The sequence below is a fragment of the Chryseobacterium sp. YR221 genome, assembly GCF_900176315.1.
Taxonomy (GTDB): domain Bacteria; phylum Bacteroidota; class Bacteroidia; order Flavobacteriales; family Weeksellaceae; genus Chryseobacterium; species Chryseobacterium rhizosphaerae.
Genome location: NZ_FWXM01000001.1, coordinates 921,571 through 937,140 on the forward strand (window position 1 = coordinate 921,571; position 15,570 = coordinate 937,140).

At 37.0% G+C, this 15,570-nt stretch carries 15 protein-coding genes; 9 read left to right on the forward strand and 6 right to left on the reverse strand.

Annotation, left to right across the window (positions count from 1 at the left end):
- The first annotated feature begins 144 nt into the window (after positions 1-144).
- From B8967_RS04235 to B8967_RS04270, 8 genes are all read left to right on the forward strand, one after another.
- Entirely contained in the window at positions 145-858 is a 714-nt protein-coding gene (locus tag B8967_RS04235; protein ID WP_047490539.1) for a hypothetical protein, read from the forward strand.
- Between the two features lie 171 nt (positions 859-1,029).
- Complete coding sequence (locus tag B8967_RS04240; RefSeq protein WP_084084642.1) at positions 1,030-1,572, forward strand: TetR/AcrR family transcriptional regulator; 543 nt, start codon at positions 1,030-1,032, stop codon at positions 1,570-1,572.
- A gap of 173 nt (positions 1,573-1,745) precedes the next feature.
- Positions 1,746-2,579 (forward strand): sigma-70 family RNA polymerase sigma factor, encoded by an 834-nt coding sequence (locus B8967_RS04245; RefSeq protein ID WP_084084643.1) that lies wholly within the window; start codon positions 1,746-1,748, stop codon positions 2,577-2,579.
- 43 nt (positions 2,580-2,622) lie between these two features.
- Positions 2,623-3,228, forward strand: coding sequence for an FMN-dependent NADH-azoreductase (locus tag B8967_RS04250; RefSeq protein WP_084084644.1), 606 nt, complete (start codon positions 2,623-2,625; stop codon positions 3,226-3,228).
- Positions 3,203-3,559 carry a nuclear transport factor 2 family protein gene (locus B8967_RS04255; RefSeq protein ID WP_179140028.1) on the forward strand — a complete coding sequence of 119 codons (357 nt, stop codon included), beginning with the start codon at positions 3,203-3,205 and terminating at the stop codon, positions 3,557-3,559. Before B8967_RS04250 ends, B8967_RS04255 begins: the two co-directional genes overlap by 26 nt.
- Positions 3,560-3,766: 207 nt before the next feature.
- Positions 3,767-4,150 (forward strand): hypothetical protein, encoded by a 384-nt coding sequence (locus tag B8967_RS04260; protein ID WP_047490858.1) that lies wholly within the window; start codon positions 3,767-3,769, stop codon positions 4,148-4,150.
- Between the two features lie 121 nt (positions 4,151-4,271).
- Positions 4,272-7,082, forward strand: coding sequence for a TonB-dependent receptor (locus tag B8967_RS04265; RefSeq protein WP_084084646.1), 2,811 nt, complete (start codon positions 4,272-4,274; stop codon positions 7,080-7,082).
- Between the two features lie 7 nt (positions 7,083-7,089).
- Positions 7,090-8,136, forward strand: coding sequence for a phytase (locus B8967_RS04270; protein WP_084084647.1), 1,047 nt, complete (start codon positions 7,090-7,092; stop codon positions 8,134-8,136).
- A gap of 92 nt (positions 8,137-8,228) precedes the next feature.
- Here the strand turns inward: B8967_RS04270 and B8967_RS04275 are convergent, their stop codons facing one another.
- The gene (locus B8967_RS04275) at positions 8,229-10,481 is read right to left on the reverse strand and encodes an ATP-binding cassette domain-containing protein (RefSeq protein WP_084084648.1); all 2,253 of its coding nucleotides are present in this window, start codon (positions 10,479-10,481) and stop codon (positions 8,229-8,231) included.
- A 50-nt stretch (positions 10,482-10,531) separates the two neighbouring features.
- Between B8967_RS04275 and B8967_RS04280 the strand changes: the two genes are divergently transcribed.
- The gene (locus B8967_RS04280; RefSeq protein WP_084084649.1) at positions 10,532-10,954 is read left to right on the forward strand and encodes a MarR family winged helix-turn-helix transcriptional regulator; all 423 of its coding nucleotides are present in this window, start codon (positions 10,532-10,534) and stop codon (positions 10,952-10,954) included.
- A 199-nt stretch (positions 10,955-11,153) separates the two neighbouring features.
- On the opposite strand, the gene B8967_RS04285 is transcribed toward B8967_RS04280, so the two are convergent.
- The 5 genes from B8967_RS04285 to B8967_RS04305 all read right to left on the reverse strand — a co-directional run bounded on the left by B8967_RS04285 (position 11,154) and on the right by B8967_RS04305 (position 15,522).
- A complete protein-coding gene (locus tag B8967_RS04285) occupies positions 11,154-11,876 on the reverse strand; it encodes a sterol desaturase family protein (RefSeq protein ID WP_084084650.1) in 723 nt (240 codons plus the stop codon).
- A gap of 98 nt (positions 11,877-11,974) precedes the next feature.
- Entirely contained in the window at positions 11,975-12,244 is a 270-nt protein-coding gene (locus tag B8967_RS04290) for a hypothetical protein (RefSeq protein ID WP_047490568.1), read from the reverse strand.
- Positions 12,245-12,328: 84 nt separating this feature from the next.
- Positions 12,329-13,666 carry a S41 family peptidase gene (locus B8967_RS04295; RefSeq protein ID WP_084084651.1) on the reverse strand — a complete coding sequence of 446 codons (1,338 nt, stop codon included), beginning with the start codon at positions 13,664-13,666 and terminating at the stop codon, positions 12,329-12,331.
- Between the two features lie 6 nt (positions 13,667-13,672).
- Positions 13,673-14,413, reverse strand: a complete 741-nt coding sequence (locus B8967_RS04300; protein ID WP_228406019.1) for a hypothetical protein — start codon at positions 14,411-14,413, stop codon at positions 13,673-13,675.
- Between the two features lie 185 nt (positions 14,414-14,598).
- A complete protein-coding gene (locus B8967_RS04305) occupies positions 14,599-15,522 on the reverse strand; it encodes a T9SS-dependent choice-of-anchor J family protein (protein ID WP_084084652.1) in 924 nt (307 codons plus the stop codon).
- Positions 15,523-15,570: the final 48 nt, after the last annotated feature.

Below are 15,570 nucleotides of genomic sequence, written 5' to 3' on the forward strand. Positions count from 1 at the left end.
ATAACTGAAAATCTCTTTACTCTTTACTCTTTACTCTTTACTCTTTACTCTTTAATACACAATTTTACTTTTATCCATCATATCAATTAAAATTTTATTTAAATTGCATAGACAAACTATTTTCTCATTCTTTATTTGGTCTATATGTTTGAAAAACTCATTGATAGCTTCGAGAAACTCTGTCTCCAGATTATTATCGAAATACTATTGGTTCCGGTAACTATCTTTAAATTGTTTCAGGAGCCCAGGCGTTGCTATGATTTTTCTGTACATGAAATGGAAAAAGAAGAAACGGAACGCTTCCAGGATTATTTATCGCCAATCAAACTTTCGGTATATACCTCTGTCATTATTTCTGTATTGCTGATGGATTACGGTGGTGAACAAAGTTTTATTTCCAAGATCAAAGGATTAAGTATGGTGGAAAAAGCCTTATTTATATTCCTGATCAATAATTTTACAGCGGTATTATTCAGTGTGATATTATTATGGTATAAAAAAGAAAAGGTAAATACACCTACTTTTCGTACATTACTGTTTTCTTTCATCTACACAACTGTTTATACCTCTACTCCATTCTTTTTACTTATTCTTTCGGCTATGTTTCTTGGGCAGACGGTTAATGTACAGGCCTACCTGGGCCATCTTGAAAAACTGGAAACCTATGGAGCCAGGGATTATGCATTTTTTATTGTTTTCTTAGTATTTACCATTATAGGACTTATCGGTCTTTTTAAACTGTTCAAAGCCCTGCATTATATCCTGAAAGAAAACTTCCGTTATCATCCGTATATAGTATGGATCTTTACTTTACTGTTTTTTATTATTCAGCTTTATTATGCAAGAGGATTTATTTAAAAATTAATTAAAGTAGATTCTCGCCTTTTATCTAGATCAACACCTAATTCGTCTGGGGGTTACTTTTTGTGTGCAACAGCAGTACCTTCCGTTCAAAAAAACATGTAAGATATCAATCAAACACACCAGTCTGTTCATATTTTCTTTACATTTGCAGGAAAGCCACAATCAATGTCCAGACCTCGCGAAAGAATCGTAAGTACAGCTATGGTCCTTTTTCATCAACAAGGCTATAACAGTACTGGTATCAATCAGATTATTGAAGAAGCAGGTGTATCCAAAGCAAGCTTCTACCAACATTTTAAGTCTAAAGACGATCTATGCATCGAATTTTTTAATAAAAGATTTGACTATTGGGTCTCCGAGTTGGAAAACTTTATATCTGATGCTCAGACCATGGAAGAAAAATTCATGAAATCATTTGATTTTTTGATCTATATGAATGAGAAAGAAGATTTCAGGGGATGTAGTTTCTTAAATATCATGTCTGAAATACCGGTTGATAAGACAGAAATTCATCATGTAATCCGGGATCACAAGGGTAAATTGAGAGATTGTTTCAATAAGGACCTTAACAATGATATTTTATCAGCCCATATTTACCTTCTTTTCGAAAGCTCAATACTTACCAGCCAGCTCTATAGATCAAACGAATTAATAGAAAAATCCAAACTCATCCTAAAAGATTTGCTTCAGTCTTCCACTTTAAAATAAGGAAACAACATAGTATGCATTATAGATTTTGGCTAAAGCCAGTGGAGTATTTTATACCGAGAGCGGACTAAAGTCAACTCTTACTAGATCATCCGTTGTCTGATATTTTTTTATCTTTTTTTAATGAAAACCGTCACGTTTTCTTCACTAAGTTTGTCTTACAAAGAAATATCATGCAGGAAAATTACAACAGACTCCTCACCTATGCCTATAATATTACCGGTTCTTATGAGGATTCTCAGGATCTGGTACAGGATGTTATAGAAAAATATATTTCACTGGATAAATCAGAGATCAGGGATGAGACTAATTTCCTGATCAAAAGCACCATTAATCATGCTATTAATTTTAAAAACAGGCACAGCAAAAAAATGGTGTATGGAGAATGGCTTCCCGAGCCGCTTTCTTTTGAAAATGCAGAAAATAAACTCATCAAAGAACAGACTGCCCGATATACCCTGCTTGTTCTTTTAGAAAAGCTGAATGCCAGAGAACGTGCAGTCTATATTCTCAAGGAAGCTTTCGACTATTCTCACCAGGAAATTGCAGAGGCTCTTGATATTTCGGTGGAAAATTCCCGTAAACTACTAAGCCGCGCCGGTAAACAGCTGCAAAATATAAAATATACCCCGGATTCTATCAGTATTTCTCCTGATATGGGCATTCTTCATCAATACCAGCAAGCATTAAGCGAAGGAAATATACCTCATATTGAAAAACTTCTTATCGATGATATCAGGCTTTCTGCGGATGGTGGAAAACGGGTTCGTGTGATCAAAGCTGTAGAAGTTGGAAAATCTGCTACTGCCCAGCTTCTGGCCTATGTACAGCAGCAATTTCTTGGTAACAGGCCTTATACATTCCATATTTTTAATCATCAGCCTGCTATTTGCTTCTGGCAGGGAGATCGTATTTACAACTGTCATATTTTAGATATTGATCCCAAGGGATTAATCCGTGAAATCTATTCTATTGTAGATCCAGAAAAATTAAAAAGACTGCAATAAGTGTCACGTTTGAAAGAAGCTATGTGTCTTTAAAGAAAAAAGTATGAACACATTACTCAGAATCGACAGCAGTCTTAGAACTAAAGGCTCCTATTCAAGGACCTTAGGAGATTATTTTATCCGACAATGGCAGACAAAAAACCCAGAAGGGATTATGATTGAAAGAGATGTTACGAGAAAGCTTATCCCTCATATTACCCAGGAAACAGTCGATGCATTTTTCAGTGAGATTCCGGATTCCGAAAATATTGAGCTATCTGATGAACTGATCAATGAGCTCTACCAATGTAATGAAATTCTCATCACCTGTCCGATGTACAACTATGGAATACCGTCTTCTTTGAAGGCTTACTTTGATCTGGTGATCAGAACAAAAAAAACATTTGCCGGCAGCTCCATCCCAAAAGGGTTGCTTGCAAATAAAAAAGCTTACATTATTTCTTCAATGGGAGGAATTAGTACTGAAACATTGAATCCATTGGAAAACCACCTCACTCAGCTTTTAAGTCTTATGGGAATCACTGAAATCTCTTATTTCCCTCTGGATGGTACAGTAGATCAGTCCAGAACCGGTGAAAAAATACTCATACAACAATCGGAAATTTTAAAACAACTCAATGCATATGCAACAGATACAACAAACCATTGAAAAATTCATTAAAGGAGGCGACAACAGTGATACAGCAGTTTTAGAAGAGATCCTTCACAAAGATTATCAGAATATCCAGGACGGTTTTTTTGATCAACCTGGAATATTCGTTATCCCCAAGAACGAGTATATCAGGTTGGTACGGGAAAAAATTTTTGGTGGAAAACCACGTAAAATTACCTATCATTTCCTGGAGCACAACAACAATATTGCTTACGCTAAGGTTTCTCTGGAAAGCTCTGTATTAAGATTTTCTTCACTTATTACCTGTGTACAGGAAAATGGGAAATGGCAGGTGATGACCAATATGCCTTCCATAGAAAGCAAATAGAAGGTAGTCTCAAAAACAATCCTCTCTATGCAATATTTTGTTTTAGCTGCGAATGTACTACTCTGTGTATCGAAGCAAAAACATTCGTGGTTAAAACAAATTTTCTATTAACCTATATCTCGTTTTGTTATCACATTCACATTTCTTTACAAATGTTATCGTTCAGCCAAGAATGCCGGATGTAATTTTGTTTCAAATAATAAAACTATGAAACATTTTATACAACAGGTTTTCAGTGAGGTGCTGGAAAACCCTGTTTTTGATCAGTCAGCAATTGAAAAGTACTTTTCCAAGCAATATGTCCAGTTTGTAGATCATGCCCAGCTAGATTATAACGAATTCGTCCTGCACATAAAGAAACTTAAAGAAAAAGTAGCTGAACAAAAGCTCGAAATTATTAACAGTGCTGAAAACGGGAACACTATTTTTACCAAGCACATCGCAACATCTGTTTTAAAAGATGGAAGTACCGTTCTGCATAAGGTATTGGCAGAATTTACCATTCAGGATGGTAAAATTATACAATGTGATGAATTGACTTTCTTACTGGAAGGAAATCATTCAGCAAAGGGGTTGGGATCTGAAACCTAGGAAAATAGGGAGCTTCCCGCTTCTTATATTAACAAATCTTAAAACAATCTTAATTTTTACTTCAACACTTTCCCCAAACAGACGTTTAAATTTGTTTCAATTTTTAACCTAATAAAAGAAAGTGAAGAAAATTTTTACATCCGTTTTGTTTTGTGCCTCTATTTTTTTCTATGCACAAACCGGTTCTCTTTCCGGAAATATTAATGACGACACTAAGATTGCATTACCGGGCGCCAAGATATCTTTAAATCCCGGAAATATCTATACAACCTCTGATGAACATGGAAATTTTGTTTTCCTTAATGTTCCTCCAGGCACTTATACCATGAGGATTGATTACCTGGGATATGGAGTACATGAGTATAATGTAACCGTTGAACCTGAAAAAAACACCCGTCAAAATATTGTTTTTGATAAAAAAGAAAACTCTATTGCCGAAATTGTAGTTTCAGGCGCTACTTTAAAAAACCAGGCAAGAGCCTTAAACAAACAAAAAAACAATGCCAATATCACCAATGTGATTTCCTCCGATCAGATCGGCCGTTTTCCTGATGCCAATATTGGAGATGCATTAAAACGTGTTCCGGGAGTTACTATCCAGAATGATCAGGGTGAAGCAAGAAATCTTATTATCAGGGGTCTTGCTCCAAATCTTAATTCTGTTACCCTAAACGGAGACAGAATTCCTTCTGCGGAAGGAGACAACCGTAATGTACAGATGGACCTGATTCCTTCGGATATGATCTCTACCATTGAGGTTAATAAAACCTTAACTCCCGATATGGATGCTGATGCTATCGGAGGTTCTGTAAATCTTATCACAAGGGCTTCCCCTAACGGACAGAGAATTTCAGCAACCCTGGCCGGAGGATATAGTCCGATTCGCGAAAAAGGCAATTATACAGCAGGATTCGTATATGGAAACAGGTTTTTAAATAAAAAGCTGGGTGCTGTATTCAGTTTTTCCTATAACAACAATAATTTCGGCTCAGATAATATAGAACCCGTATGGAGCCTGGCTAATGACGCTGCCCAAACAGCATACATCAGCAAAATGGGCGTTCGTTACTATAATGAGCATCGTATCAGACATAGTTTTGATCTTAATATGGATTATGAATTCAATTCAAAAAATAAGATCTATGCTTCAGCGATGTACAATTTCAGGAATGATAAGGAAACCCGCTATGCTTTGGGATATAAAATAAAGCCTGTGTATAATGCCGATGAAACGGAAATCACAGACTGGAAAGGCAGCATTACCAGACAGAACAAAGGTGGCGATGCAAGCAATGATAACACCCGTCTGGAAAAACAAAAAGTTCAGAATTATGCCTTACGGGGTGAGCATTTGCTCGGATCTAAAGTAGACCTTGACTGGTCTATGAATTATGCCATAGCCAGTGAAGATAAACCTCATCAGCGCTATATAGAATTTGAAAACAGCAAAATGAACTTCTCCCAGAATCTGAGTGATCCTGAAAACCCGGTTATTACCCCTCTGGCCGCTGATAATTTAGGAAGCTATAAATTAAGTGATCTTTCGGATGCCAACAGCTTTACCCAGGAGAAGGAGTTTGGGGCGAAAGTGAATGTACGTTTTCCTTTTTCTGTCATTGAAGATCAGAAAGGAAGACTTCGTACAGGTTTCCGTATGCGTCTGAAGGAAAAAGAAAGAGAAAATGACTTCTATGCTTTCCAACCGATCAGCAATATGGGAAGTCTGCTGTCCGTGCCTACGGTTTATCTTGACGGACACAACTTTCAGGCGGGAAATTATATTCCGGGCACATTTGTTGATCCGGCCTATCTTGGAGGATTAGACTTATTTAACCAGGGTCTGTTCAACGGTAAATCCAAACCTGAAAAATTCCTTTCAAGCAACTATACCGCTAAAGAACAGATCTATGCAGGGTATATCCGTTGGGATCAGGATTTTAACGACAAAGTTTCCATGATTGTTGGGGCACGTGTGGAAACAACAAAGATTGATTATACCGGGAATTACGTTATGAATGAAAAAGACCTCGTAGGACAGATAAACAATACGAATACGTACACCAACGTCCTTCCCAACCTTTCTTTCAAATATGTTCTGGTACAGGATCTTGTACTTCGTGCTGCATTTACTACAGCACTTGCCCGTCCGAACTATTACTCATTGGTACCTTACCTGAATGTGATCTCTGAAGATGAAATTGTGGCAGCCGGAAATCCCAACTTAAAAGCTACCTACGCTTATAATTTTGATTTTATGGCTGAAAAGTATTTTAAGTCTGTAGGGATTCTTTCAGGAGGAATTTTCTATAAGAACCTTAATAATTTCATTTACACATACTCCAAAAGAAATTATACGGCTGGTGACTTCGCTGCCGACTTTGCAGGGCAAACCAACCCTATTCCTTCCGGTGAAAGCAACTGGAAATTTACCCAGCAGCGTAATGGTGATAATGTAGATATCTACGGATTTGAAGTTGCATTGCAAAGACAGCTTGATTTTATTCCCGGAGCATTCTGGAAAGGTCTTGGTGTATATGTTAACTATACCTATACGAAATCCAAGGCAAAAGGTATTACTAATGAAGACGGTATTGAAAGAACGGATGTAGGACTTCCCGGAGCGGCACCTCATATGTTCAACGGATCTCTTTCATGGGAAAACAAGCGTTTTTCAGCCAGAGTATCTATGAATTATGCTTCTCATTATATTGATGAACTGGGAGGAAAAGCTTTTGATGACCGGTATTATGACAAGCAGTTTTTTCTGGATGCCAATGCTTCCTATAAAATCACCAGCCAGTTGAGGATTTTTGCTGAAGCCAATAATCTGACCAATCAGCCGTTAAGATATTATCAGGGAATTCAGAGCAGAACGGCTCAGGCGGAATATTACAGACCCAGATTTACCATGGGGGTAAAATTTGACTTTTAAAATAATCATGAAGAAAATAAAATATTATATCATTGCAGTTTCAGTTTTTCCTTTTGCGATCAGCTGTACAGGGCAGAAAGAATTGGGAGAAAAGCTTAAACCAACCGTTATTACCGAAACCGTAGCTCATGATACCGATGATCCGGCAATATGGATCAATCCTGAAGACGCTTCAAAAAGTATCATCATCGGAACGGATAAAGATACTGATGGTGGGCTGTATGCCTTCGATCTTAACGGAAAAATCATCCATAAAGTTTCGGGACTTCAACGTCCCAATAATGTGGATATTGAATATGGTTTTACGGTGAATGGTAAAAAAGTAGACATTGCTGCAGTGACAGAAAGAGAAACCAATAAAGTAAAACTGTATACTCTTCCCGAGCTGAAAGAAGTGGGAGAAATCTCTGTATTTGAAGGAGAAACAGAGCGTGGCCCAATGGGTATTTCCATGTATAAAAACCCGGGAACAGGAGATATATTTGTTGTTGTCGGAAGAAAATCAGGTCCGAAAGACGGTTACCTCTGGCAATATAAGCTTTCTGAGAAAAACGGAACCATCACAGGTGAGGTAGTCAGGAAGTTTGGAAAATACAGTGGTTTAAAGGAAATTGAAAGTATTGCTGTAGATGATGAAAAAGGCTATATCTATTATTCTGACGAACAGTTTGGAGTACACCAATATCATGCAGATCCGGCAAAAGGAAATGATGAATTATTGGTTTTTGGAAAAGGAGATTTCACCTCTGATGTAGAGGGAATTTCCATCTATCCTACCTCCCCACAGAATGGATACATTTTGGTTTCCAACCAACAGAAAGACACATTTAATGTTTACCTCAGAGAAGATCCTGCAAAAGGAAAAATTGCAGAAATTCCTGTTTCTACCAGTGAAAGTGACGGTTCTGAAGTAACGAATATTAATCTGGGGCCCGCCTTTCCAAAAGGAGTATTTGTTGCTATGAGCAATGGCAGGGTATTTCATTTCTATGACTGGAGAGTGATTGAAGAAAGAATCAAAAAGGCTATAAAAACTGCAGATCAATCCAGATAAACAGGTTTAAATTATTAATAAGGGTGGTAAGAATACTATATTTCAAATCTTGATAGCATTCTTACCTCCTTTTTTATTGTAACGGTTTATTTTTATCCCTGAATATGTTTCCTCAGAAATTCCGCAGTATAGGATGTTTTATTTTTCAACAGTGCTTCCGGACTTCCTTCAAACATAACTTCACCCCCAAATTTCCCGGCACCCGGACCTATATCTATGATCCAATCTGCCTGGGCAATAATATCTAAATTATGTTCTATAACAATTAATGTATTCTTCTTATCTGTAAGCGCATTTAGAAAAGATAATAATTTCTGCGTATCGCTGGGATGCAGACCCGTACTCGGTTCATCCATGACAATGGTCCGGTTACTGTGTTTCAATTCTTTGGTAAGTTTCAGACGCTGTCTCTCACCTCCTGAAAAACTATCCAGCCTTTGTCCTAACGTCAGGTAATCCAGTCCTAATTTTATCAATACCTCAAAGTGTTTAATGACAGATTCATCGGTAAAAAAGGATATCGCCTCTGAAACGGTCATATTCATGACTTCTACTATTGTTTTCTGATTGTACTGATATTTCAGAACCTTAGGATCAAATCCTGAGCCGCCACATTCTTCACAGGGCTGCTCAATATCGTCCATAAATGCAAGATCTATTTTTTCGATACCCAACCCTTTGCAGTTTTTACAGGCTCCTTCACTGTTTCTGCTAAACAGCTTCTCTGAAACGTGGCTGGCATGAGCAAAAAGCTTACGTACCGTATCTGATATATTCAAATAAGTAAGCAGATTGGAACGGGCACTGGCTGCAAATAACGATTGGTCTATAATCGTCACATCAGGATAAAAATCCGGTAATACCCTATTGATCAAAGTACTTTTCCCTGAACCTGCCACTCCCGTTATTACAGTCAATACCTCTGTGGGAATACTGACATTTATATTTTTAAGATTATACAGATGGGCATTCCTGATTTTCAGATAATCCTTTGGTTTTCGGGGAAGCAACTTAATAACTGGCTTTTCAGCAAAATAAGATCCGGTTTTACCTGCAGATTGCCTCAGCTCATTAAACGTTCCTTCATATATCACTTTTCCTCCTTTTTTTCCGGATCCGGGGCCCATATCAATCACCCAGTCTGCCATTTTAATAATATCGGGATCATGCTCTACGATTAAAACGGAATTTCCTTTATCCCGGATCTGTTCCATAATACGGATAATGTTCTGTAGGTCCTTCGGATGAAGACCAATGCTCGGTTCATCAAAAATATACAGCAAATCAACAAGACTGTTTCCAAGATTCCTTACCATTTTTATCCGTTGAGATTCCCCTCCGGAAAGTGTTTGGGTAGTTCGGTCCAATGTAAGGTATTGTAACCCTATATTGATTATATTTTGGAGTTTTCCGGAAAGCTCCTTGATGATGACATCATAGGTTTTGGATTCCAGCGAATTAATAAATTCAAGCAATTCATCCATTGAAAGTGCCGTACAATCCGCAATATTTTTTCCTTCAATGGTACAGGACAGTATTTTTTCATTAAGCCGTTTTCCTTTACAGGATGGACAGGTCTTTGTTGTGACAACATTTTTCAACGCATCTTTCCTCGTTATGTTTTCTTTTGAATCTTTTTTTAGGAATGCTTTTTCTATTCTTGGAATAATCCCTTCGTATTTTACCGTTTTCCCCCATTCTTTATGGGGATGTTTGGGTTTATGCTCTTCTGCATAGAGCAGTGTTTCCCATTCTTCGTCAGTAAAATCTTTCAGCTTTTTATCATTATCAAAATATCCGGATAAGGTATATCTTGTCAGACGCCAGCCTCCCGGCTGAAAGGTTGGAAATCTGACAGCCCCTTCCTGTAAAGATTTATTCTTGTCGATCAGAGTGGTAATATTCAAGGCCTGGATGAAACCCAGTCCTTCACATTCCGGACACATCCCCTGGGGATTATTAAAGGAAAAAACATTGGAATACCCCACAAACGGGCTTCCCATTCTTGAAAATAACAGCCTCAGGGAAGCATATACATCAGTAGCTGTTCCTACGGTAGACCTCGCATTCCCCCCTAGCCTTTTCTGATTGATGATGATAGGAACATTCAGGTTTTCAATTTTGTCCACATCCGGTATTCCATAATGCTGTAATCGGTTTCTAATAAAACTATTCTGAGTTTCATTAATCTGACGCTGGGCTTCAGCTCCAATGGTTTCAAATACCAGAGAAGATTTTCCGGAACCCGATACTCCCGTAAAAACAACAATCTTATTTTTTGGAATTTCTATGGAAATATTTTTGAGATTATTTTGTCTTGCATTTGTAATTTCTATATTTTCCATGATATAATGATTACCTTTGTTAATAGTTAACTAAGTTAAGTATATTTCTCATGAAAGCTATTGAAAAAGAATTTTTTAACACATTTACTGATTTTCAGTGTCTCATTCTTGCTCATATGAACAGAGGGGATATTAATGGCGTAACAGCAGCTCATTATAATATTATGGAGTTTGTTTTGCGGAAAGAGGGAGTAACGGGCAGAGAAGTATCCACTTCCTTCAATATCAGCCAGGCCGCTGTCTCAAAGCAATTAAAATTCCTGATCAGCCATGATTTCATTATCCAGAAGCAGGATGAAACCGATCGACGAAAATTCAATCTTCACATAACGGAGAAAGGACGGTTTGTTATCGAAAATTCAGAAACATTCCGGGAAAATATAACCCGGCAGACTGCTGCGATATTAACCTCTAAAGAATTGAAGAATTTTAATGATCTGCTGGGGAAAGTTTTACTCCATCTCAAGCTTTAATCAACCCAGCTCCATTTATTGTAAACACTGTCTCTTTGCCCTCTTAAAATAATCAGCTCTCATTTAAAAACTTTGCGTTAAAACATATTTATTGAAAAAAGCTCATGTTAGCTTATTTTTTGACGCAAAGATTATTTATTTAAGTGAGTGAAGATAGAATCGATTGAAAATATCCTTTCCTCTTACAGCTTCAGTTCTCTTACTTATATGTTCCAAACAGTCTGTCCCAGATCGAGGTATAAAATCCAAAATTTTTACTTCCATCCAAATGATGCTGGTTATGAAATCTGGTGGTTCCTATCCAATATCTGTCAAACTTTGCAGGAAAAAATTCCCTGTTCAAATGCCCTATCGTTCCCCAAATAAGATTGAGCAGTAAATAAATGGAAATGGAAACAACAGAAAAAGGATAACAGATCAACAAAACAAGCATCATCACCCCAAATCCAATCGTTTCTAATGGATGAAGCACAAAAAGGCTTAAGTAATTGGTGCTTATATGCTCATGATGTTTACCATGCAGTAAGGTATATACAAAGGGTATATGAGCGGCATAATGAAAAAAATACATCAGGAGATCCATTAAGAGAAGTAAAGCAACGACCTCTGAAACTATCCAAACCGCTGATTCTTTATTTCCGACTTCAATCCATCCGTTCTTCCATAAAAATACCCCCAATAAAAGTACAAGACAGTTGCAGGCAATCGTCAAAATACTAAGATAAAAATCGGATGACGTAATGGGATGATTTTTTTCCTGAAGTCTGCTTTTAGGACATGTCTTCTCTATAAAAAGGTATAGGCCAATAGAAAACAGATATAGAAAAACATTAATGATAAGGCTGAATACGATCCATTCCAGCCATGAAAAATGCCAAAATATCTGTAAATAGCCGGAAAGTTCAGTCGTATTAAAATTCATAAATATACCCTCTGTCATCTTGATTGTATAAATGTATGAATTTCGCAAGAAAGACCACAGAAAGCAGGTCAAAAATAATGGCTGCCTCCCATTAAGGATTATTTCTGTCTTGCTTTTCTTTTGAGTTCCCGAAACCTGATGGTCAGTCTTTTTCTCAGGTTCTCATGATACTCTCTATAGTTTTTAATACTCTTCTCTAGGTTCTTTTTATTGGATAAATAATCTTCATACAGGTTTCCTAATTCTGAAATTTGCAGAGCAATGTCAGAAGACCGGGATTCAGGATCTTCCAAAGCTTCTAATAAAAGACGGTAATTTTCGATACGGCTGGTAAGGCTTGTATGAAGTTGTGGTTCTATTCCCTGCATGATATTAATTTTTTATCTTATTATTTTTTAATTTTTTTAAAGAAGATTAATAACAGTTTTTTATTCATTTTTTAATTTTTCCGTTTACTTTCCCTTTGCAGCAAAAGGTACATCACTTTGATACAGAATTTTTGTTTTGTGGTAGGATTCAGAATGGACCTGTTTTAAATAAACATTGGTTAAAGCTTCTGAAATTAAGCTTTCTCCGGGATCTCCCAATGGAAGTAATGGTAACTGAGTGTATTCATTCACCTTAAACTGTGGGGAAATCCCATTGCTGTATTCCCCTGTTCCGTTCGCATTGAATACCTTATAAATAACAGGGTGAATCTGCCAGGAAATCTTTTTGGGTTTCCTTTTGTCTTCCACTACAAACCCTGCCATGTCTTTTCCTAAGGTAACATCCCCTATTTGGACAACCTGCAGATAGGGTTTCAGGTTATTGACTACTATTTCTGCGGCTGAAGCCGTACTGTTTGAGGTAAGAACATAGAGTTTATTCAATCCTAATGAATTAGCATGCAACACATTAAAATCAAGCGCTTTAGGATCGTAAGAAATCTGTTGTCCAAAAGTTCTTTTAACTTCACCTCCGTTTTTATTTCCTTTAAAAATAATAAAGGGTGAACTGGCTGATATTCCTGAGGGAATTAATGCACAAAGTGCTGCGGCAGATGAAACGGAACCTCCATAATTATACCTTAGATCAAGAATCAATTCCTGAACTCCGGCAGCTTTAAACTCTGCAAACTTCTGATTAAGCATAGGGGTCATCCCATCCGGAAAATCATAGATATACAGATACCCCGTCTTTTTACCGTTTTCATTAAAAATTTTTGATAAGAGAGGCTGTTCCAAAGAATATCCATAATACACGGTGACATCCTTTTCATCGGCAACAGCTCCGTTTTTCCAGCTTCCCACCTTAAGATCTATCACCGTTTGATCTTTCATAGAAGAAGTAATGGTTTCTGCATTGGCAGCCGTAACTGCTTTTCCATTTATTTTTGTAATAATCATTCCTCTTTCCAGACCTGCATTGAAAGCCGGAGAGTTTGTAAGGACCAGTTTGATTACAGTAACCACTTCTCCACTGGTAAGCTGGATCACTGTATAATCAAAGCCGTACATATTTCGTATCGAACGCGGATATGTAGAGGAATCTTGCGTATTGACGATAAAAGAAAACCTGTCCTGAGGGGATAACAGACTTTTAAAAAAATCTTTTGCCGGAAGGTGATAATCCGGTTTGGCAGGCATCTGATCAGCCCAGTAATAATACCTTTTCATGCTGTCCTGTACCCAGACATTCAGGGATTCTGTACTTCCGTCGGGGAAAACAGGTGCACTTTCGTCATTATTGGTACACGAAACGAAAAAGGCTATAATAGCAATAAACTGAAATTTCAAAAATTTTTTCATATATAATTACAGATATTCTGCTACATCAATGTCTCCCTTTACAACCCATACTCCATTTTCCAATTTTTCCTGAAGTACGATCATATTAGCTCCCATATGTTGTTTTACGGTCACTTTAATCATTTCGGACCCTACATAAGGTTCTGTAGTTCCCGGTTTATATAATTCCAGATATACCGGAGCGGTAGCACTGAATGAATTATAAATTTTCACCGCGGTAAAATCATCCTTTCCAATGCTCTCAAATTCGGCCAGTACCACTCCATTTTCTCTTTTTAAAATGCCTTTTACATGGGTAAGAGATGATCCTGAAAATTCTCCCAGGTTAGGAAAAATAAATTCAAATCCTACTTTCCCAAAATTAACCTGAGGCTTTACGGCATAGGTTTGCAGGAAAATACCGGGAAGATTAAAAAAGTATAGATTTTTATAATCTGCTATATTGTCATAGCTAATGGTATATTTTCTGATCTCGGCTCCTGTTTCATTATTATATATTCCCAGTTTGTTGGTTTCCCCTTCATCCAGTACAAACTGAAGCTGAGTTTCTATTTTATTGGTGTATGAAGTATTTCCGTTAATAGATACCGGAACTCCATTAAACCTCAGCTGAAGTACATCAGGTTTTGAAAATCCTTTAATGGTTACTTCTCCGGGTTTCTGTATTTTATCATACCTTTCCATTACAGTGTTGTCTGTACATGAAAATAGGATGGTAAAGAATAGTAATGCAAAGATCTTATTCATCTTTTTGAATCAATTATATCATTTAAACTTTAAAATATTGCCCCACCCGATGAGCAGGGCAATACATAATTATAAAAAAACTAGTTGGATATGTTTCGGATAACCTTTTAATTAAAATGCTATCCATTATTGTATATGTAAAATTTGATGGTCTCTTTAATGATTGGTTTTTAAGAGTTAACTGATTATTTTTTAATAAATTTCAATCGCTCTGTAGTCTTTCCGTCAGTAATTTCCGCGATATAAGTTCCTGCCGATAATCCTACTACATTAATAGATTGGGAATACTGAGCTGTAATCACTTTTTGGGCTGCAACATTGTAAATACTTACTACTGCTGTTTTTTCTTTCAATTCCGGGTTAAGCTTTAATTTCAGAGTTTCTTTTACAGGATTCTCTGCTATTTGAGTTAGATTTTTCTTTGTTTTTACATCCTTTGTTCCTAAAAATGCGCTGGCATAGATAGCTATTTCATCGATATTGATATTTTGGATATTATTACTGTTAGGTTTTCTGTTGGACCACAATCCGATATAGATTTTCTTTCCTGCAAAAGCAGAGATATCTACCAGATCTTGTACAAATTGGGTAAGATCTGTAGGGAAAGGATTATCTGATCCTCCCACTTGTATTTTATAAGGGCTTGGAAGCTCGTTCCCTGCAGTATCTACAGTCATTGCCTGGAAATCTGACAATTCAGGAACTGCTTTCTGAGGAGTACTTACATAGATATAAAGGTCTCTGCCAAGCGTGGTATGGGTAGTTCTTTGTCTTCCGATATAGGCAGCCAGAGTAATGGTTCCTGCGGTATTTGTCAAATCAATCTGAGGGGAAATGATCCAGTCATTTTCCGCCAAAAATCCTGATGCATTTCCCGTTGGAACTAGGTTAATGGAATGACGGAGAACCCCTGCAGTTCCATATACCATAGAAGTACCATTGTGATAAATATTTTGTCCCTGAAGCCATCCATTGCTGTTGTTATTCAGATCATGGAAAGTCCATCCCTGAAGATCAGCAGGAGTATCAAAAGTATTTCCCCATACCAGGGTTTGTGCTGTAGCCAGCTGAGATAAAAACAGAACAGATGATAAAATTATTTTTTTCATGACAATTATTATTATGATTTTTTTGAGTAATAAAAAGCAAGGAATCAG